Annotated in this window: 20 protein-coding genes; 1 reads left to right on the forward strand and 19 read right to left on the reverse strand. The window is 37.6% G+C overall.

Annotated elements, in window-relative coordinates:
- Window positions 1-19: 19 nt before the first annotated feature.
- Window positions 20-505 (reverse strand): dUTP diphosphatase, encoded by a 486-nt coding sequence (locus MKY88_RS17740; protein WP_069482300.1) that lies wholly within the window; start codon window positions 503-505, stop codon window positions 20-22.
- A 105-nt stretch (window positions 506-610) separates the two neighbouring features.
- Between MKY88_RS17740 and MKY88_RS17745 the strand changes: the two genes are divergently transcribed.
- A complete protein-coding gene (locus MKY88_RS17745) occupies window positions 611-1,003 on the forward strand; it encodes a hypothetical protein (protein ID WP_008179260.1) in 393 nt (130 codons plus the stop codon).
- 27 nt (window positions 1,004-1,030) lie between these two features.
- On the opposite strand, the gene MKY88_RS17750 is transcribed toward MKY88_RS17745, so the two are convergent.
- From MKY88_RS17750 to MKY88_RS17835, 18 genes are all read right to left on the reverse strand, one after another.
- Window positions 1,031-1,294: a DUF1294 domain-containing protein gene (locus tag MKY88_RS17750; RefSeq protein WP_025114501.1), complete on the reverse strand. Its 264-nt coding sequence runs from the start codon at window positions 1,292-1,294 to the stop codon at window positions 1,031-1,033.
- Between the two features lie 132 nt (window positions 1,295-1,426).
- Window positions 1,427-1,786, reverse strand: coding sequence for a 50S ribosomal protein L20 (gene rplT / locus MKY88_RS17755; RefSeq protein ID WP_025114500.1), 360 nt, complete (start codon window positions 1,784-1,786; stop codon window positions 1,427-1,429).
- A 55-nt stretch (window positions 1,787-1,841) separates the two neighbouring features.
- A complete protein-coding gene (gene rpmI / locus MKY88_RS17760) occupies window positions 1,842-2,042 on the reverse strand; it encodes a 50S ribosomal protein L35 (RefSeq protein WP_004226312.1) in 201 nt (66 codons plus the stop codon).
- 31 nt (window positions 2,043-2,073) lie between these two features.
- Window positions 2,074-2,577 (reverse strand): translation initiation factor IF-3, encoded by a 504-nt coding sequence (gene infC / locus MKY88_RS17765; protein WP_025114499.1) that lies wholly within the window; start codon window positions 2,575-2,577, stop codon window positions 2,074-2,076.
- Between the two features lie 414 nt (window positions 2,578-2,991).
- Window positions 2,992-4,923, reverse strand: a complete 1,932-nt coding sequence (gene thrS, locus MKY88_RS17770; protein WP_069482302.1) for a threonine--tRNA ligase — start codon at window positions 4,921-4,923, stop codon at window positions 2,992-2,994.
- 429 nt (window positions 4,924-5,352) lie between these two features.
- Window positions 5,353-6,282 (reverse strand): primosomal protein DnaI, encoded by a 930-nt coding sequence (dnaI, locus tag MKY88_RS17775; protein ID WP_269781133.1) that lies wholly within the window; start codon window positions 6,280-6,282, stop codon window positions 5,353-5,355.
- A 27-nt stretch (window positions 6,283-6,309) separates the two neighbouring features.
- Window positions 6,310-7,674 (reverse strand): replication initiation and membrane attachment family protein, encoded by a 1,365-nt coding sequence (locus tag MKY88_RS17780; RefSeq protein ID WP_340814328.1) that lies wholly within the window; start codon window positions 7,672-7,674, stop codon window positions 6,310-6,312.
- A gap of 16 nt (window positions 7,675-7,690) precedes the next feature.
- Complete coding sequence (gene nrdR / locus MKY88_RS17785; protein WP_008176873.1) at window positions 7,691-8,161, reverse strand: transcriptional regulator NrdR; 471 nt, start codon at window positions 8,159-8,161, stop codon at window positions 7,691-7,693.
- Between the two features lie 182 nt (window positions 8,162-8,343).
- Window positions 8,344-9,366 (reverse strand): glyceraldehyde-3-phosphate dehydrogenase, encoded by a 1,023-nt coding sequence (locus MKY88_RS17790; protein ID WP_008176871.1) that lies wholly within the window; start codon window positions 9,364-9,366, stop codon window positions 8,344-8,346.
- Window positions 9,367-9,570: 204 nt separating this feature from the next.
- Window positions 9,571-10,164, reverse strand: coding sequence for a dephospho-CoA kinase (gene coaE, locus MKY88_RS17795; protein ID WP_340814329.1), 594 nt, complete (start codon window positions 10,162-10,164; stop codon window positions 9,571-9,573).
- A 13-nt stretch (window positions 10,165-10,177) separates the two neighbouring features.
- The gene (gene mutM / locus MKY88_RS17800) at window positions 10,178-11,050 is read right to left on the reverse strand and encodes a bifunctional DNA-formamidopyrimidine glycosylase/DNA-(apurinic or apyrimidinic site) lyase (protein ID WP_340814330.1); all 873 of its coding nucleotides are present in this window, start codon (window positions 11,048-11,050) and stop codon (window positions 10,178-10,180) included.
- A 12-nt stretch (window positions 11,051-11,062) separates the two neighbouring features.
- Entirely contained in the window at window positions 11,063-13,690 is a 2,628-nt protein-coding gene (gene polA / locus MKY88_RS17805) for a DNA polymerase I (RefSeq protein ID WP_193832845.1), read from the reverse strand.
- A gap of 53 nt (window positions 13,691-13,743) precedes the next feature.
- The gene (locus MKY88_RS17810; protein WP_269781048.1) at window positions 13,744-13,869 is read right to left on the reverse strand and encodes a hypothetical protein; all 126 of its coding nucleotides are present in this window, start codon (window positions 13,867-13,869) and stop codon (window positions 13,744-13,746) included.
- A 370-nt stretch (window positions 13,870-14,239) separates the two neighbouring features.
- Entirely contained in the window at window positions 14,240-14,656 is a 417-nt protein-coding gene (locus tag MKY88_RS17815; RefSeq protein ID WP_232540671.1) for a DNA polymerase I, read from the reverse strand.
- Window positions 14,657-14,841: 185 nt separating this feature from the next.
- Window positions 14,842-15,852 (reverse strand): protease modulator HflC, encoded by a 1,011-nt coding sequence (gene hflC / locus MKY88_RS17820; protein WP_069482309.1) that lies wholly within the window; start codon window positions 15,850-15,852, stop codon window positions 14,842-14,844.
- Window positions 15,852-16,814: an FtsH protease activity modulator HflK gene (gene hflK, locus MKY88_RS17825; RefSeq protein ID WP_193832847.1), complete on the reverse strand. Its 963-nt coding sequence runs from the start codon at window positions 16,812-16,814 to the stop codon at window positions 15,852-15,854. Before hflK ends, hflC begins: the two co-directional genes overlap by 1 nt.
- Before the next feature lie 99 nt (window positions 16,815-16,913).
- Complete coding sequence (locus MKY88_RS17830; RefSeq protein WP_193832848.1) at window positions 16,914-17,627, reverse strand: LrgB family protein; 714 nt, start codon at window positions 17,625-17,627, stop codon at window positions 16,914-16,916.
- Window positions 17,624-17,992: a CidA/LrgA family holin-like protein gene (locus MKY88_RS17835; RefSeq protein ID WP_036196478.1), complete on the reverse strand. Its 369-nt coding sequence runs from the start codon at window positions 17,990-17,992 to the stop codon at window positions 17,624-17,626. The genes MKY88_RS17830 and MKY88_RS17835 overlap by 4 nt, the downstream gene beginning before the upstream one ends.
- Window positions 17,993-18,335 lie beyond the last annotated feature (343 nt).

Below are 18,335 nucleotides of genomic sequence, written 5' to 3' on the forward strand. Positions count from 1 at the left end.
TGGTGTATTTCTTAATTATTTAATATCCTGTACGTTGACGATTATAATTTTCTTGGTTTTTTTCAATATACGCACGAACTACATCTTCGAAAGTAAAACCAAGATTGTACGCAAGTAAACCATAACATTGCCAAATCGCTATATATCGATCCTCTGTCGGTTGTTGGATAAATGCTAAAATAGCACTTTGTGTCTCTAAAAATGTTGAAGTTAAATGTCTCTGTTCTTCTATCAATGGCCATTTTTCGATTGTTGTATAGTTCTTTAATAAGCCTAGGGAAAGGATAAAATGAATAGAATCCACATATTCTTCTAAAATGACTTCTCGTGCTGAAGGACCTTTTGTACTCCAAAATTTAAAGCAGCGCGTTTCATTGGCTAGCTCCGCTAACTCTACCATTAATGCTAGTCCTTTTTCTTGAAATACATCTTGCTGAATATTTTGAGTTTGCTCAATGAAATCATCCAGCTCTTTTTGCATGATAAACAATTGTTGTATATTCATTTTTTTCTCCTAAATTTCTAAAAAATATTTAAATAAAAGTGAAACTATTTGACCTCCCTAATCGTATAGGAAAGAATAACCTTTCTTCAAGGGGGAAATTTAAACATGTTGCCGTTACTAATTCGACTTGCTGTAATTGCGCTTATTATTTATGTATTTTATAAAGCGATTCGTTATATAACTGATCCTAAACGCAAACTTGATGAAGCCTATGAAAAAGGCCAATATTACTTTTATGATGACGTTAAAAATGTCCGGAAAAATTTCTTTATTTCCTATAAGGGTGCTCTTTTTGAAGGCGAAAAATACTTAGGCACAACTGAGGATGCCTTCGAGGTTGTCACTATTTTTGTCGGCGCACGGGATACTGCAACATTGCAGGGCTTTACAAAAGGCGACTTTGAATATTTACAGCAAGAAATTCTATTGAATTATCCAAGTGCGAAAATTAATTGGAAACAGCCCATTGAACAGCTTATGCGTAACACATCCTCTTGATGAGGATGTGTTTTAAAATGTTTTCATTTATAACCAAAGCTGTACGATAATAAAAATTTGGATGGCTGCAAGTAGAGGAAATCCAAATGCAAAACTATTATGACGTGTTTTATGGCGGAATAAATACATGCCAAGCACTCCGCCTACTGCTCCTCCTACGATGGCTAGTGTAAACAAAGTACGCTCTGCAATACGCCATTCATGCTTTTTAGCACGCGATTTGTCCATACCCATTAAAATAAGTAACACAATCGATATAATACTCATATAAGCTAATAATGCTTGTCCCATTCTCTACTCCTTTATTAACAAACGTATATTATTAATCTAACACAAAAAAGACTGATGGAAAAATCCATCAGTCTTTTTTACACCTGTCGCATTCGCTTTGGGTGGAGAAACAATATTTAACTGACTCAAATATTATTTAGCTACAGCTTTTTTAGCAGCGTCTGCTAATTGAGTGAATGCAGTAGCATCAGTTACAGCAAGGTCAGCTAACATTTTACGGTTAACTTCGATACCAGCAACTTTTAAACCATGCATTAAACGGCTGTAAGAAAGACCGTTCATACGAGCAGCTGCGTTAATACGAGTGATCCATAATTTACGGAAATCACGTTTTTTCTGACGACGGTCACGGTATGCATATTGACCTGACTTCATTACTGCTTGGTTAGCAACTTTATATAATGTATGTTTTGAACCGTAGTAACCTTTAGCTAATTTTAATACTTTTTTACGACGTTTGCGCGTCACTGTTCCGCCTTTTACGCGTGGCATATGAATTACCTCCTGCTTTTCATTAAAAAATGAATGTTAGTATTTTTGTAGTCAATTATTTCATGTAAACAAGTAGAGATTTGATGCGTTTGAAGTCACCAGATGAAACGATGTTTGCTTTACGTAGGTGACGTTTTTGTTTCGTAGATTTGTTTGCGAATAAGTGGCTTCCATAAGCACGGTCATATTTTAATTTACCTGAACCCGTTTTTTTGAAACGTTTCGCAGCTCCACGGTGAGTTTTCATTTTTGGCATGTCGAATTCCTCCTAAACTGTTCGTCTAATATTATTTCTCGTTCTTTGGTTGAAGAACTAAGAACATGCTTCGGCCTTCCATCTTCGGTTTTTGTTCTACCGTTGATACTTCAGCACAAGCTTCAGCAAAACGATCTAACACACGTTGACCAATATCTTTGTGTGTAATCGCACGACCTTTGAAACGTAGGCTACATTTTACTTTATCGCCTTTTTCAAGGAATTTAATCGCATTACGTAGCTTCGTTTGGAAATCATGTTCATCGATTGATGGGCTCAGACGAACCTCTTTCATTACGATGACCTTTTGATTTTTACGAATTTCACGGTCTTTCTTTTGCTGTTCAAACTTAAATTTACCATAGTCCATGATACGAGCGACTGGCGGCTTGGCTTGAGGGGCCACAAGGACAAGATCCAAGTTTACACGAGTGGCGATTTCTAGCGCTTCATTACGTGTCTTTACACCAAGCTGGTCACCATTGTGATCGATTAATCGAAGTTCACGTGCGCGAATGCCTTCGTTTACATACATGTCTTTGCTAATAGTAATCCACCTCCAAGTAGTTGTCGCGAATACATGGTTTGGGCAAAGCCTTGCCCGGTTGAACGGTACATCCTCTTGTCATGTCCATAAAAAAAGGACGGACATTTTTGAAGATGTCCGCCCGCTATATGTGCATGCGCAAGTCTACGCAAAACAATTCAACGTGTCATACCTGTTCACAGCCTTTAAAGCGTTGTATCAGGTGAGAAGCGGGCAGCCTCTACTTCAACCACAAACTTTGTATTCATTAACCTTAATTATATTAGCATGTATATGATAAGCTGTCAAATACTAATTTTCTTATCATACCTAGATTGACCTAATATTAAATAATTTATACAACAGCAAGATTCATTTTATACAAAAAACCTCACTTATGCAAGTGAGATTTTTTATGAAAGATTATTTTGTAATTTCCGCTTTTATAGCTGTTAGGAAATTCTCAAAGCTAATTGTTTCGGAATCTTTAGAGCCATAACGGCGAACATTTACACCATTAGCTTCAACTTCTTTATCACCAATGACAAGCATATACGGAATCTTTTTCATTTGTGCTTCACGGATTTTATAGCCTAATTTCTCTTCACGATCATCCATTTCCACACGTAAGCCCGCAGCTGTTAATTGCTCTTCAATTTGTTTTGCATAATCGAAGTGCGCTTCATTCGATACTGGAATGACTTCTACTTGCACTGGAGCTAACCAAGTTGGGAATGCACCTTTATATTCTTCAATTAAGAAGGCAACGAAGCGTTCCATTGTTGATACAACGCCACGGTGAATAACGACTGGACGATGTGGTTTGCCATCTTCTCCAACGTAACTTAGGTCGAAACGTTCTGGTAATAAGAAGTCTAGCTGAACTGTTGATAAAGTTTCTTCTTTACCGATCGCTGTTTTTACTTGCACATCCAGTTTTGGGCCATAGAATGCTGCTTCACCTTCTGCCTCGAAGTAATCTAAACCAAGCTCATCCATTGCTTCTTTTAACATGCTTTGTGCTTTTTCCCACATAGCATCATCATTGAAGTATTTTTCAGTATCTGCAGGGTCGCGATACGATAAACGGAATGAATAATCATTTAAATCGAAATCTTTATAAACCTCTAAGATTAACTGAACGACTTTTTGGAACTCTGCTTTAATTTGATCTGGACGAACAAAGATATGTGCATCATTTAAAGTCATCCCACGTACACGCTGTAGGCCAGAAACGGCTCCCGACATTTCATAGCGGTGCATTGTACCAAGCTCTGCAATACGTAATGGTAAACTACGATAAGAATGCATGCTATTTTTGTAAACCATCATATGGTGAGGACAGTTCATTGGACGCATAATTAATGTCTCGTTGTCCATTTCCATTGGTGGGAAAATAGAATCCTGGTAATGATCCCAGTGACCAGAAGTTTGATAAAGCTCTTTTGAACCTAATACAGGTGTATAAACATGCTTATATCCAAGAGATAATTCTTTATCGACGATATAACGCTCAATAACACGACGAATTGTTGCACCATTTGGTAACCAAAGTGGTAAGCCTTGGCCAACCTTTTGAGAAGTTGTAAATAGCTCTAATTCCTTCCCGATTTTACGGTGATCCCGTTCTTTTGCTTCTTCTAGCATTTGTAGGTGATGTTTTAATTCTTCTTTTTTGAAGAACGCTGTGCCATAAATACGTTGTAGCATTTTGTTATCAGAGTTTCCTCTCCAATAGGCACCTGCTAATGATAACAGCTTGAACTCGCGAAGTTTACCAGTAGATGGTACGTGAATACCACGGCAAAGATCGAAAAACTCCCCTTGATAATAAATGGACACTTGTTCATCTGCAGGGATTGCTTCTAGTAATTCTAATTTATATTCATCGCCAATTTTTTCATACATTGCTTGTGCTTCCGCACGACTTACATTTTTACGTTCTACCTCTAGATTTTCAGCAATAATTTTTTTCATTTCCTTTTCAATTGCTGGTAGATCTTCGGCAGTGATTGGTGTAGGAGAATCAATATCGTAGTAGAATCCACCATCGATAACAGGTCCAATACCCAGTTTTACATCTGGGAATAAACGTTTAATTGCCTGTGCTGTTAAGTGGGCTGTTGAGTGACGTAAAATCTCAAGTGCTTCTGCATCATCTTGTGTGATAATAGCAATTGCAGCATCTTCTTCGATTGGTGTTTTTAAATCTACTAATACACCGTTAATTTTACCTGCGTAAGCTTTTTTTCGTAAGCCAGGGCTGATTGATAAGGCTACGTCATCTGTTGATGTACCTTTTACAAATTCCTTTACAGCGCCATCTGGGAAAGTTAATTTAATCATTTCTGACATATTCGTTGCACTCCTTTGTTTTTGTTGAATACATAATGATTGATGGAATGTTGACTAATGAATAAAGTGATACGGCTGCTTTTATGAGCGCTCTCCAACTCGGATTGAGCGAGGTCTTTCCACAAAAATAAAAAAAGCCCCGTCCCTCACGAAAGGGACGAAGCGTATGCTCGTGGTTCCACCCTTCTTCCTTCCGACTTATCAAGTCAGACGAAGCTCAAGGCTAGCTAACGGGCTAGGGACCGGCGAAAGATTATCCCTTTCGCTGCTCAGCAGGTAGTAAATGATGCGTTCATACTAGGAAGCTTTCAGCCGTTGACTTCCCTCTCTAGAAGCTGATACACAAAATTCATGTCCTCATCAATGCATATTGATATTTAGTATATGAGTCAGTATACGCTCGATTGTCGAAAAATGCAACTACCAATGTTACATCCTACGGTTATTGCCACGCATTTCAATTGGCTCTGTTAAGGCTTTTATACGCTCCATTATACGCCCTGCCTTGACAACCTCAATATCACCTTTTTGCGATTGGGCTAAATGGTGCTCTAATTCTCCATAATTAAAATTAGATGTAATAAACGTTGGCAATTGTTCAGCCATCCGATAATGGAAAATAGTCCCTAAAATTTCATCCCGTGTCCAGGCGGTCATTGTTTCTGCCCCTAAATCATCAAGCATTAAAACAGGTGCCTTTTTAATATAGTCTATTTTTTCATTCAATGTATTATCGCCAATAGCATTTTTCATTTCCCGTAAAAATTCTGGCACGAAGACAACAACTGAACGTATTTTAATAGACGCTAATTCATTGGCAAGTGCACCAAGCACAAAAGACTTCCCTACACCGAATTTACCGTATAAGTAAAAACCTTTTGATGGTAAATGATTTGATTCTTTTGTCGCTTTTACAAATTGTGCTGCTTTTTGGGCAATCATCACGCGAGACTCATCATCAATACTTAAATCGTGAATCGTTGCTTGTAGCACATCTTTGGGCATATGCATACTGGCAATCATATTCGCGACATCCCGACGCTCTTCTTCTCTGATTTTTTGCTCACAGCGTACATAATCAATTTCAACTGTATTCCGAACTACCCTTAAAGTAGGAAGGAAGCCTTTTAAATAGTTTGTACAATGTTCTGTGTTATCACAACCACAGCATTCCGTAGATTGACTAATAAATTCATGGAGCTTAGGTAAATTTCGTTCGATATTATCATAGCTTAATTCATCTGCATGACGTGCTAGAAATTCTTGTACGCGTGGATTTTCTAAAATTTCACGTCGCATGGCTTCATAGCGTTCTTGAAACGAGGGTACATTAATAGCTCGTTTTAATGGTCCATTTATAGGTTCGATTGTTGCTCACCTTCTTTACTATTCACTTTTCCCTAGCATCTCTAAGATTTTTTGACGTTCTTTTTCAAAATCTATCGTGCTAGAAGTACTTTCCTCTTGTTTCTCATCACGTTTATAAAACCACTCGGGGACTTTTTCTTCTCGTTGATGTCCTGAACGTCCCTTACCTCGCTGGCTTGTTTTAGTGGTTGTTTGAGGTTTGTTTTTCCAAGTTGTATATTTATCATGCTCTTGGCGTGCAAGTTCCATTGCTTCTTTAGCAGTTTGGATATTTTTACGAACCCAATGATCCGCAATTGTTTCCACATATTTTTTAGGTAACTTCATATCCGTTGTTAACATAACATACTCAAGTAACGCATTGACTACCCCAATCGGCATGCCGTGCTGCACAATTAAACTTTCTGCAAGTTGCACAGAGGTTTGCAAAGGTTCTTTCCCATTATTAATGTCACGCAACACTTGAATAGGAGCCGTAGTCTCTAAATAGTGTTGTAGCTCCTGATCCTTCGATTTTTGTCCGGTTTCTTCCACTGGCAACGGCTCGCTAACTCTCGCTATTTTGGGGGGCTCTTTTGACATCGTTAACTTGTAGAAATCAGCAGCTGCCTTGCGTAAGCGCTCCTGTGAAATCCCTAAATCATCGTCTAAAGCAAGAATTACTACTTTTTGCATATCAAGCGCTGTTAAATGATATAGAAATGCCAGCTTAGCAATAGCCTCACGAACTTCTAATGTCAGTAAATTGGATGGCACCAATTGCTCAGATAAACCTGCTTGCAACAGATCGAAGTCAAATTGCTCCAAATAAAAAGGATACACCCTTTGTTGTTTATCCTTACGATTCGTATCCACTTGTAAATCTGATGGAATATTGGAATGAACGGGCTTATAGACATCTATAAAGGCACGAGATACATCTTTAAAATCCGCGTCCCTCACAGGGGATATAAAACGTTGCCGTAAATTACGATAGGCCTGCTCTCCAATTTTGCTAAATAAAAACATCGATAACAACGGGTCTTTCATAAAGCTTTCCGCATCTAATGGGCGCTGCAGCTCATATAAAAAACTTCGCTCACCAGCATTTTCTTTTTTCCATGTACGTAGTAAACCAATCGCTTCAAGGGCTATACGCGCCTCAAACACTTTACCAATAGGCAGACCGAGCACATTCATTAAATAATAATGTGTCATTTGCGGCTTTGGTATCTGCTCTGCTTCTGCCCATAAAGTTAAATAAAGGCTTATAGGGTCTGAGCCCGTTAACGGTTGATAGAATAATGTTACTAATTGACGCTCTTGAGTAGAAAATGCATGAGGTAGACGAATGTCAAAAGGATCGCCAGGCTGCAATTCCTTAAATAAATGAATCAACGTCATTCATCCTCTCTATTTTCTATGATTTCTGCTCCGTTTGACGTTGAATAATATCTTTAATCTCCTCGATAAAGACATTGATATCCTTAAACTGTCGGTAGACCGATGCAAAACGGACATACGCCACCTCATCAATTTTGGCTAAGCGATCCATTACCAATTCACCGACATCTTCTGAGCGTACTTCTGAATTTCCAATACGACGAAGATCTTTTTCAATTGATAGGACAAGTTGCTCCAGTATATCAAGCGCAACTGGGCGTTTCTCACAGGCACGAATAAGTCCACGAAGTACCTTTTCACGGCTAAATTCCTCTCGTGAACCTTCTTTTTTCACTACAACTAATGGGGTCTCTTCAATTTTTTCAAACGTTGTAAAACGGAAGCCACATGACTCACATTCACGACGTCTACGAATTTCTTTATTATCATCTACTGGCCTCGAATCCACAACACGCGTTCCGTTAAATTGGCAAGATGGACATCTCATATAATTACTCTCCTGGTTTACAACAATTTAATATTTCTATTATAACAAATTTCCTACATATAAGAAAAGTGCATTCACGTAGTGAGCTCATGATAAACCTAAAGCACCTAAAGTACAAGGAAAGTTTTTTAAAAAAAGCACATTGAAATCAGTTAGATTTCAATGTGCTCAAAATGAAAATATTATGCGTTTACCGTTTCTAATGCATTAGCCACTTTTTTCACTAGGTCAACAACGCGTGCAGAGTAACCCCACTCATTATCATACCAAGCAAGTACTTTCACTTTACGGTTACCTAATACCATTGTGGAAAGTCCATCGACTGTTGATGAGTAAGTAGTTGTGTTGTAATCAGAAGATACTAGTGGTTCAACTGAGAAATTTAAAATGCCTTTCATTGGACCTTCTGTTGCAGCTTTTACGAATGCTGCATTAACAGCATCAACTGTTACATCTGTATTTAAATCTACCACAAGGTCAACTAAAGAAACATTTGGTGTTGGAACGCGAAGTGCCATACCATGAATTTTACCTTCTAACTCAGGTAGAACTAATTTTAATGCTTTGGCAGCGCCTGTAGATGTAGGGATAATGGATTGTGCACACCCACGTGCACGACGTAAATCTTTATGTGGATTATCTAAGTTCTTTTGATCGTTTGTATAAGCATGAACAGTCGTCATTAAACCATTTTCAATACCAAATGTATCATTTAATACTTTTGCTACTGGTGCTAAGCAGTTTGTTGTACAAGAAGCGTTTGAAATTACATCATGTTTAGCAATATCAAGTTTGTCATCATTAACGCCTAAAACAATTGTTACATCTTCGTTTTTACCAGGTGCTGTTAAGATAACTTTTTTCGCACCCGCTTCTAAGTGCATTGCTGCTTTATCACGTTCATTAAATTTACCTGTAGCTTCAATAACGATATCAACACCCATTGTAGCCCAAGGTAATTTTAATGGATCGCGTTCGCTAATAATTTGAACACGTTTGCCATTTACAACTAAAGCATCGCCTGCTGGTTCTACTGTACCCTCAAATGTTCCGTGATTTGTGTCATACTTAATCAAATGTGCTAACGTTTCTGCTGGATAGCTAGCGTTAATAGCAACAATATTTAAATTTTCTTGTACGATCGCTTGACGGAAAACCATACGTCCGATACGTCCGAAACCATTAATAGCAATTGATACTGTCATTTAAAAATCCTCCTGTGAGTACATACTCAGATTAATTATATACTTTATGGTGATTAGTATAACACAATTTTAAAAAAGATGAACATTATATACTAATATTATTAAAGTTCTTATTTTCTGAAAAATTATCTTTTATTATGGCATTCGCCCATAAAAAAATGTGTAGCAAGATTTACTTGCTACACATTTTTAGTTTGAAACACTTTAAATTACACCCCAGAAAGCTAGAATTTTTTTTAATTGTTCCTCTGTATTTTCCAGATTCTCATTATTATAAATAACTGCATGGGCTCCCTTTTCTTTGACAGACATAGGTAACTGTGAGTGCATGCGCGCTAAGGCATCCTCTTCTGATAAATGATTGCGTTCCATTAAACGTCGAAGCTGAACCTCTTCACTTACTGACACTACAATGATACGCTCTACAAAAGGCTGAAGCTTACTTTCAAATAACAGGGGAATATCCATAACAACATGCTCGTGACCGCCCTCTAAATAGGCATCACGTTGTCGTAGCATTTCCTTTCTAATGGCCGGATGCATAATATCATTTAAAATTTTGCGTTTGGCAGGCTCATGAAAAATAATATCTCCGAGCATTGTCCGATTTAAATTGCCATCCTCTAGTAAAATATCTTGGCCGAAGTTTTCTGCAATAAATGCCAATGTCTCCGTTCCTGGCTCGACGACATCTCGCGCTACAATATCTGCATCAACAATCGGTAATCCTAGTTCGAGCATCATTTTTGCTACTGTACTTTTACCGCTTGCAATACTTCCTGTAAGTCCGATAATCATTGTTAAATCCCCTTTAATGTTGACAATTTGGGCAAAAAACCGATGTACGCCCACCAATCGTCATTTGACTTGTTGCCGTTTCGCATGCTGGGCATAACTTTTTCCCATACATTTTCAAACGATTCTGCATGCTCCCAGCTTCCCCATTAATATTTCGATAATCAGAGATGGTTGAACCACCTGCTTCAATACTTTGACGCAAAACAGCAACGATCTCCTCAAATAATGCTCGTTTACGCTGCTCACTTATACGGTTCATTTTTCGAGCAGGATGAATTTTCTGAGCAAACAACGCCTCCGTTGCATAAATATTGCCACAGCCCGAAATGACTTGCCCATCCATAATCACTTCTTTTACGGCCTTATTCGCATATTTTGGTAATTTTGATTTCGTTATAAAAAAATCACACGCTAATTCATCAAACGGCTCTGGTGCCATTTTTGTTAATGGTACATGATCTTCAATTTTTGCCAGAAATCGTAGTTCACCAAAGCGTCGTATATCTGAATAAATTAAGTAACCACCATCAGCCATCTTAAATGTAGCATGTATATGCTTTTGGAATTTTGCTTCATCGATGTCTTCTGGTGAATTCACAACAAACCATGCGCCTGTCATTCCTAAGTGACTAACAAGAACATAGGGGACCTCATCTTTCAATAAGTGAAAGAAAATATATTTCGCACGTCGTTCCATTTTTGTAATCGTCATTTCAGACAACGTTAATTCAAATGCATCAGGCTCTGCTTGTTTAACGATACATTGTTTCCCCTCACTAAAAGAAAAGTGTACCCTTTCAGAAAGCTGAACATGTTGAATTGTACGTCCTTCAACCTTTGGCTTCAATGCCTGGACGACACCTTCTACCTCTGGTAATTCAGGCATTTGAACCCCTCCTTATTTTGCTTCATACCATGTCGAACCATGGTTAAAATCTACTTTTAGCGGTACGGAAAGCTCAATTGCATTTTCCATTACCTCTGGCACAATTTTTTCTAGCAACGCAATCTCTTCCTTAGGTGCTTCAAAGATTAACTCATCATGCACTTGTAAAAGTAGCTTTGCCTGCATATTTTCTTTTTTTAATCGAGCATCCATATCAATCATCGCTTTTTTAATAATATCCGCGGCACTTCCCTGAATCGGGGTATTCATCGCCGTACGCTCAGCAAAGCTTCTTAAATTAAAGTTCGAGCTTGTAATATCTGGTAAATAACGACGTCTATTTAAAATTGTTGTGACATAGCCATTGAACTTCGCATTTTGTACAATATCATCCATATACTGTTTAACACCTGGGAAACTAGCGAAATATTTCTCAATAAAAGTTGCCGCTTCCTTACGGGTAATATCTAAATTTTGTGATAGACCATAATCACTGATACCATAAACAATCCCAAAGTTAACAGCCTTCGCTGCACGACGCATATTACTATCAACTTCATCTTCGGCTACATGGAATACATCCATCGCTGTTCGTGTATGAACGTCCATCCCTTCACGGAAGGCCTCTACAAGATTTTTATCTTCCGACATATGTGCGAGTACGCGTAATTCGATTTGCGAATAGTCCGCAGAAAACAGTATCCAATCCTCTTTTGAAGGGACAAATGCTTGACGGATTTTACGTCCCTCCTCTAAACGGATAGGGATGTTTTGTAAATTTGGATCTGTTGAGCTTAGTCGTCCTGTAGCGGTTAAAGCTTGTTGGAAACGAGTATGCACCTTGCTATCCTTTTCATGGATTTCCTTTAGCAATCCTTCAATATAAGTAGACTGTAATTTACCAAGCTGACGATATAACAGAATATATTCAATAATGGCATGCTCTGATTTTAACTTTTCTAATACATCAGCAGCCGTTGAATAGCCCGTCTTCGTTTTTTTAATAACAGGTAAACCTAATTTATCGAATAAAATAACACCTAATTGTTTTGGTGAATTAATATTAAACGTTTCTCCTGCCTCCGCATAAATCTCTTGTTCAAGCACGACGAGCTTTTCATTAAGCTCTTGACCCATTTTTACTAGCGTAGCACGGTTAACGGTAACCCCTTCACTTTCCATCTCACCTAAAATGGCGGCCAATGGCAATTCCAAGTCTTTATAAAGATCAAATTGTTCATTTTCCTTTAATAATGCTTCTAGCTTCGGCTGTAATGACCAGACAGCATAAGCTTTTCGGCTAACATGCTGTGCAAGCTTATCTATTTCAGGTATAGCACGTTTAGCTCCCTTGCCATAAACCGTTTCATCGGCTTGTACATCATAATATCCAAGCTCCCTTGCAAGAGTGGCAACATCATCCCCACTAAGTCCAGGATTATTAATATACGAAGCAAGCACTAAATCAAAATCAACACCAGCTAATTGAATACCCGCTCGTTTTAATGCTGCTTGAGACGCTTTGGAATCAGACATATATTTTATTTTTGAGGAATCCTCTAACCAGCGACGTAGTGTTTCTGATTTTGCCACAATGTCAAAAGGAATGTATTGAGTCTTTGTTCCATCAGATAAGGCCATGCCTAGTAGGGCACAAGTGTGGTAATGTTCATTCTCTAGCTCAACATGCACAGCCATCACATCTTGTAAGTCTTCTTGTTGTACTTCTTGAACTTGTTCAAAATCAAAAGGTGCTTGCTCTTGCTCTTGCACAGTAAAATCACTTTTCTCGAGCAGTGATTTAAAGCCGAGCTCACGCCATACATTGATTAATTGTTCTTCATTCGGTCCATGGTACGCGAGATCAGTTAGTGAAATGGTAATTGGGGCATCTGTAAAAATCGTTGCCAGCTTCTTACTCATCTTGGCCTGCTCTTCGTTGGCTACCAGCTTTTCTTTCATTTTAGAAGCTTTCAATGTATCCATCGCCTCGTAAAGTGCCTCAACGGAGCCATGCTCTTTTAATAATTTGACAGCAGTCTTTTCACCAACACCTGGCACACCAGGAATATTATCTGAAGAATCACCCATTAAGCCTTTCATATCAATAATTTGTAGGGGCGTTAAACCGTACTTTTCTGCAATAAAGGCTGGAGTGTTTCTCTCAATTTCCGTAATCCCTTTTTTCGTAATATAAACCGTTACTTGCTCTGTCGCAAGCTGCGTTAAATCACGGTCTCCAGATACGATGATAACATCCATATCCTGTGATGAAGCCTCTTTTGCCAGCGTCCCGATAATATCATCTGCTTCATATAGGTCTTGTTCATATTGCTTAATTCCATAAGCATCAATTAGCTTGCGTATATAAGGGAATTGCTCCGATAATTCTGGTGGCGTTTTTTGTCGTCCACCTTTATATTCTGTAAAGGTTTCATGGCGGAATGTTGTTTTTCCAGCATCAAAAGCAACTAAAATTTGCGTTGGTTGCTCTTCCTCTAATATTCTTTGTAGCATTGTTGTAAAGCCGTATACAGCATTAGTATGAATACCACTATCATTCGTCAACAATGGCAACGCAAAAAACGCGCGATATGCTAAACTATTACCGTCCAATAATAGTAATTTTTCCTTTGTCATAATATTATCCTCCTGCGTTGTCTTCTACTTCTACTTTATCATAACAATACATTTCAAGTAAAAAAAGCAGACGGGTCATCCCCAAGATTATCAGCTACTTTTGATTCGCTATCCGTCACATTTCTAGTTTTATCCACTACATTTGGATTGCTATCCGCCACTTTCGTAGTTTTATCCATCACTTTTAGCTCGCTATCTGCCACTTCATGCTTTATCCATCACTTTTGGCTCGCTATCCGTCACTTTAAACATGCTATCCATCACTCCTGCATTTCAACCTATAGCGAAAAGCCAATCGCAAAGGGCTTTTTTAATAAATATCAATATTAGAAGCGAATGTGAATCTTTTATTGTGAAAATCAATAGCTGCTGGTAATAAGATTTCTTCTGTAACAGGATCAGTATAATATTGCTTCATTCAATGTAATGGTACCTTGTTTGACCTCAATTTAACATGGTAGATGATTCTTCTTATTCAGTGCATAAAAACAATAAAAAAACTCCCATTCGCGGAGAAAACTCCAGTGAATGAAAGTTCTATCATAGATATTATTGATTGGCTGTTCGGTGAAAAATTTCTTCATATATGATTGTTAAGATAAACGCATTCATAAAGCCAAATACTAAAAATAATGGCATTCCACCCAGTTGTGGCTGTGTTAACTCTTTACTAAATACCATCACAACACTAATTTGCGCTAAAAAGAAAATGAAGCCAATACCGACTTGCCAAATAGGACGCTTGACCTTTCGTTTTTCATACCAAAACAACTTTTTAAACAAATTTCTTACATCATTTGCAATAATAATACTCACTAAAAAGATACTTACAAAAAATACAGGTATATGATAAACACTCTTTGTCATCCATGCAAAATCAGACAGGCGGAAGAAAAGAGTCAATAACGATGCTATACTACAAGCAATTCCTACATTTTGGAGCCATGTGCTAATTCGTAATTTCACAGCTATTACCCCCAACAGTTCTTTTTTAAACATTATCATTCTATCAAATTATAGGCGGTTGGGGAATAGAAATTTGTAAGTTTCTATTATTTTCACAATATAACAATTCAATTGTAGGGATATTTATAATTTTCATAGTAACAAAAAAGTCGCCTTCCTAATAGGAGAGACGACTTTTTTATCAATTACTTTATATAACCAGATAAAATTTTCGCATATGGTGATGATGCTGGCAAAATAATGACCGTATCCTCTCCAACAGTTTTCTTATAGGATTCTAGCGTACGGTATAAAGAATAAAATTCAGGATCTTGAGAGAATGATTTATTGTATATTTTCGCAGCCTCTGCTTCTCCCTCAGCTTGAATAATGGATGCCTGCTTATTCGCTGTAGCTAACATTTCCTGCACCTGTTGATCCGTTTGGGCTTCGATACGTCGTTTATCTGCATCCCCTTCTGAAAGATATAATTGAGCCGTTGATTCACGCTCTGAAATCATACGGGTAAATACAGACTGCTCATTTTCAGCAGGTAAATCTGTTCGACGAATACGTACGTCCACTACTTCTACACCATACTTGTCATTTTGTAACAATTCATTAACTCGCTCTGTTACACGATCGTTGATGCTTCCTCGTGATGAATTTTCATCATTAATAATTTCATCGTATCGTAGTTGGCCAAGCTCTGTCCTTATGACGGAGTAAATAAACTCCTCCATTCGAGTCTCTGCCTTACTAAGTGTACCAGCATTCGATATTAAAGCTTTTGGATCCGTAATACGCCACACAGCATAGTTATCGATGATAATTCGTTTTTTATCCTTTGTATTAATTTCTTCTTCTGAAATATTGTAGGTCATCTGATTTTTTGGTAATCGTGTAACACTTTGAATAAAAGGTATTTTCATTTTTAAGCCTGGATCCCGTTCAAATTTCACTACCTCTCCAAACTGGCGAACCACGGCGTATTCAGATTCCTTTACAATATAAACATTCGCAAAAATAATGATGGCTGCTGCAAAAACAATTGTTAATGTAATGGCAATAGACAGATATTTTTTAGGGTTGAGCGGGCCTTTTTTCTCCATTTTCACGACATTGTCTCCCGAGTTATTGTCTGTTGGAGCCGCTTTTTTGCTTTTTCCTGATAAAAAATTGAGGAATTTATCAAGGTCCTTATTTTTTTGGTCCATTAATTACTGCTCCCTTCTTTTTTATCTGTTTGTGCCTGCTGCGGCTGTAATGGCTGTAGTGGTAAGTACTTCATCGTGCTGCCATCATCATTCATAATGTATATTTGCGCCTTCGGTAAGACGTTTTCAAGTGTTTCTAAAATTAATCGCTCTCGTGTAATTTGTTGATTCCCTTTATATTGCTCATACATCTTATTAAAGACAGCTACATCACCTTGAGCTTGCTCGATACGTGCTGTTTTTGCACCTTGAGCCTTGGAAATAATTGCATCTTTTTCACCCTCAGCTTCACTTTTACGCTGATTCATATATTTTTGTGCCTCATTAGTTTTTGTATTCTTTGTTTCACGTGCATCCGTTACTGCTGTGAAGGCAGCACGCACTTCCTTGTTCGGTAATTCAACGTCTTGTAACTTTACGCCTAATACGCCAATACCAATATCATATTTTTCGATTAAGGAAACTAGTAAATCACGTGTTTTTGCTTCAATTTCAGCCTTCCCATCTGTTAATGCTGCATCAATGGTAGAGCTACCAATAATTGAACGAATGGCGCTTGATGTGGCGCTATGTAAAATTTCTTCGGGGCTTTGTGCGTTAAATAAAAATTTACGAGGGTCGGTAATTTTCCATTGTACAACAAGATCAGTTAGTACAATATATTCATCTCCTGTAATCATCTTTGTCTCAGCATCATAGGCTTCTAAATCTCCTGCCTTATTTTGCTTATAGCCAAACTGTAAACTGAACGTTTCTTTCGATAAAATTTCAACTGATTGAACTGGCCAAGGTAATTTAAAATGAAGTCCTGGGTTTGTAACCATTTCATCGGCACGGCCAAATGTAATGACAACCGCTTGTTCTGATTCATCTACTGTGTACCAAGATGTAAATACGGTAATAAGTGCAATAACTCCAAAAATCCCAAGTCCAACCATCATTAGTGTCCTTTTCACACTCATGTCTGTTCCTCCTTTTTATTGATTACTACTGTTTACGGAAGAGTTTTATAAAAAGTTTCAAAATATAGTGAATTTAGCATAAAAAAATCCTGCTACCTTTTATGGTAACAGGATATTAATAACTAGATGTTCGAAGACTGGGAAAATGGTTGTGGTTAATACAATGCTAATTAAAGCAGCAACAATCATTGCTAAGCTGGCAAATGTACCCTCTAGTTCGCCAAATTCAAAAGCTCTAGATGTACCTGCCCCATGCGCGCCCATTCCTAACATTAAGCCTCTAGACGATGGGTTGTGGAATCGACATATTTTAATAACGATAGGTGCTAATAGGCTTCCTAAAATGCCTGTCGTCATAACAAAGACAGCTGTTAAAGTAGGAGAGCCTCCAATCATATTTGAAATGTCCATTGCAATAGGTGTTGTCACTGAACGTGGCACTAAACTATGCACAAGCTCATTGTTTAACCCTACTACTAAGGCCATTATGAAAGATGAAATAATGGCAACTGTTGAACCAACCGCAATACTTATAAAGATTTCAAATGCATGTTTTTTTAATAAATTGACATTTTTATAGATAGGAACCGCAAAAGCAACCGTTGCTGGTCCTAGTAAATTCGTTAAAACACTAGCTCCTGCATTATAAGATGTATACGGTATACCTGTTAGTAATAATAAAATAATAATGACGATCGGTGTCACCAGCATAGGTGTCAGCCATTCTTTTTTATATTTCTTATAAATTATTTTACAAATATAAAAAAGAATAATTGTCCCAAGTAAGCTAATACCAGCTATCCATAAACTCATACTGTATCACCCTTCTTTCGGCGCTCTAGCCATTGTGCTGTATAGCCCGTTACAAACATCACAATAATCGCGCTTCCAACAATGACCAAAACAACCTTCATGCCTTGTACACCGAATAATGCATCATAATCGATGACACCAATGGCAGATGGAATGAAGAAAAGTAAGAGTTCACTTAGTAATAATGCTGCCCCTAGCTCAATCCATTCAAGCTTAATAATATGAAACTGTAAAAGTAAAAATAATAGAACGAGTCCTATTATGCTCCCTGGAATCGGCAAGTGAAGTAGGCGTGCAATACTATTCCCAATCAATAATAGGAAATAAAGAAAGCCGATTTGCACGATACTTTTGACGATTTTCATGGTCATCCTTCTCTCATTTTTTTCTCTGCTTCAACAGTCAGAAAAACACGATTCAAATGAAAAGAAGTTATGATTTCACTGACTGTTCAAGCTTTAATTTGACAAACAATCTACTATGGATTGATGTTAAACTTTTATGCTACTATACTTTACACCTATTTACCCTCTCTGTAAAACAGAAAAAGAATCTAGTGCCTAATAATTAGACAATAGATTCTTCTATAGTGAAAAATAATGCAGTTATTAAAAAATCTGTCATCACCATATTAAGTGGTGAGCGCGATTTTTTAGGTTATAGTCTTAACAATCATATAAGGGGGTTTCTAGTTACAAGTATAGTTCC

The organism is Lysinibacillus sp. FSL R7-0073, assembly GCF_038009065.1.
Taxonomy (GTDB): Bacteria; Bacillota; Bacilli; order Bacillales_A; family Planococcaceae; genus Lysinibacillus; species Lysinibacillus fusiformis.

Coding starts and splice junctions, on each gene's coding strand:
- rplT (WP_025114500.1), bottom strand. CDS start 1,786: ATGCCACGCGTAAAAGGCGGAACAGTGACGCGCAAACGTCGTAAAAAA.
- MKY88_RS17810 (WP_269781048.1), bottom strand. CDS start 13,869: ATGGATAAAACTACGAAAGTGGCGGATAGCAATCCAAATGTAGTGGAT.
- MKY88_RS17835 (WP_036196478.1), bottom strand. CDS start 17,992: ATGAAAATCGTCAAAAGTATCGTGCAAATCGGCTTTCTTTATTTCCTA.
- polA (WP_193832845.1), bottom strand. CDS start 13,690: ATGACAAAGGAAAAATTACTATTATTGGACGGTAATAGTTTAGCATAT.
- thrS (WP_069482302.1), bottom strand. CDS start 4,923: ATGTCAGAAATGATTAAATTAACTTTCCCAGATGGCGCTGTAAAGGAA.
- nrdR (WP_008176873.1), bottom strand. CDS start 8,161: ATGAGATGTCCATCTTGCCAATTTAACGGAACGCGTGTTGTGGATTCG.
- MKY88_RS17750 (WP_025114501.1), bottom strand. CDS start 1,294: ATGGGACAAGCATTATTAGCTTATATGAGTATTATATCGATTGTGTTA.
- MKY88_RS17830 (WP_193832848.1), bottom strand. CDS start 17,627: ATGAGTTTATGGATAGCTGGTATTAGCTTACTTGGGACAATTATTCTT.
- mutM (WP_340814330.1), bottom strand. CDS start 11,050: ATGCCTGAATTACCAGAGGTAGAAGGTGTCGTCCAGGCATTGAAGCCA.
- MKY88_RS17790 (WP_008176871.1), bottom strand. CDS start 9,366: ATGACAGTATCAATTGCTATTAATGGTTTCGGACGTATCGGACGTATG.
- coaE (WP_340814329.1), bottom strand. CDS start 10,164: ATGATTATCGGACTTACAGGAAGTATTGCAAGCGGTAAAAGTACAGTA.
- MKY88_RS17745 (WP_008179260.1), top strand. CDS start 611: ATGTTGCCGTTACTAATTCGACTTGCTGTAATTGCGCTTATTATTTAT.
- rpmI (WP_004226312.1), bottom strand. CDS start 2,042: ATGCCAAAAATGAAAACTCACCGTGGAGCTGCGAAACGTTTCAAAAAA.
- infC (WP_025114499.1), bottom strand. CDS start 2,577: ATGTATGTAAACGAAGGCATTCGCGCACGTGAACTTCGATTAATCGAT.
- hflC (WP_069482309.1), bottom strand. CDS start 15,852: ATGGACCAAAAAAATAAGGACCTTGATAAATTCCTCAATTTTTTATCA.
- MKY88_RS17740 (WP_069482300.1), bottom strand. CDS start 505: ATGAATATACAACAATTGTTTATCATGCAAAAAGAGCTGGATGATTTC.
- MKY88_RS17780 (WP_340814328.1), bottom strand. CDS start 7,674: ATGACGTTGATTCATTTATTTAAGGAATTGCAGCCTGGCGATCCTTTT.
- hflK (WP_193832847.1), bottom strand. CDS start 16,814: ATGAGTGTGAAAAGGACACTAATGATGGTTGGACTTGGGATTTTTGGA.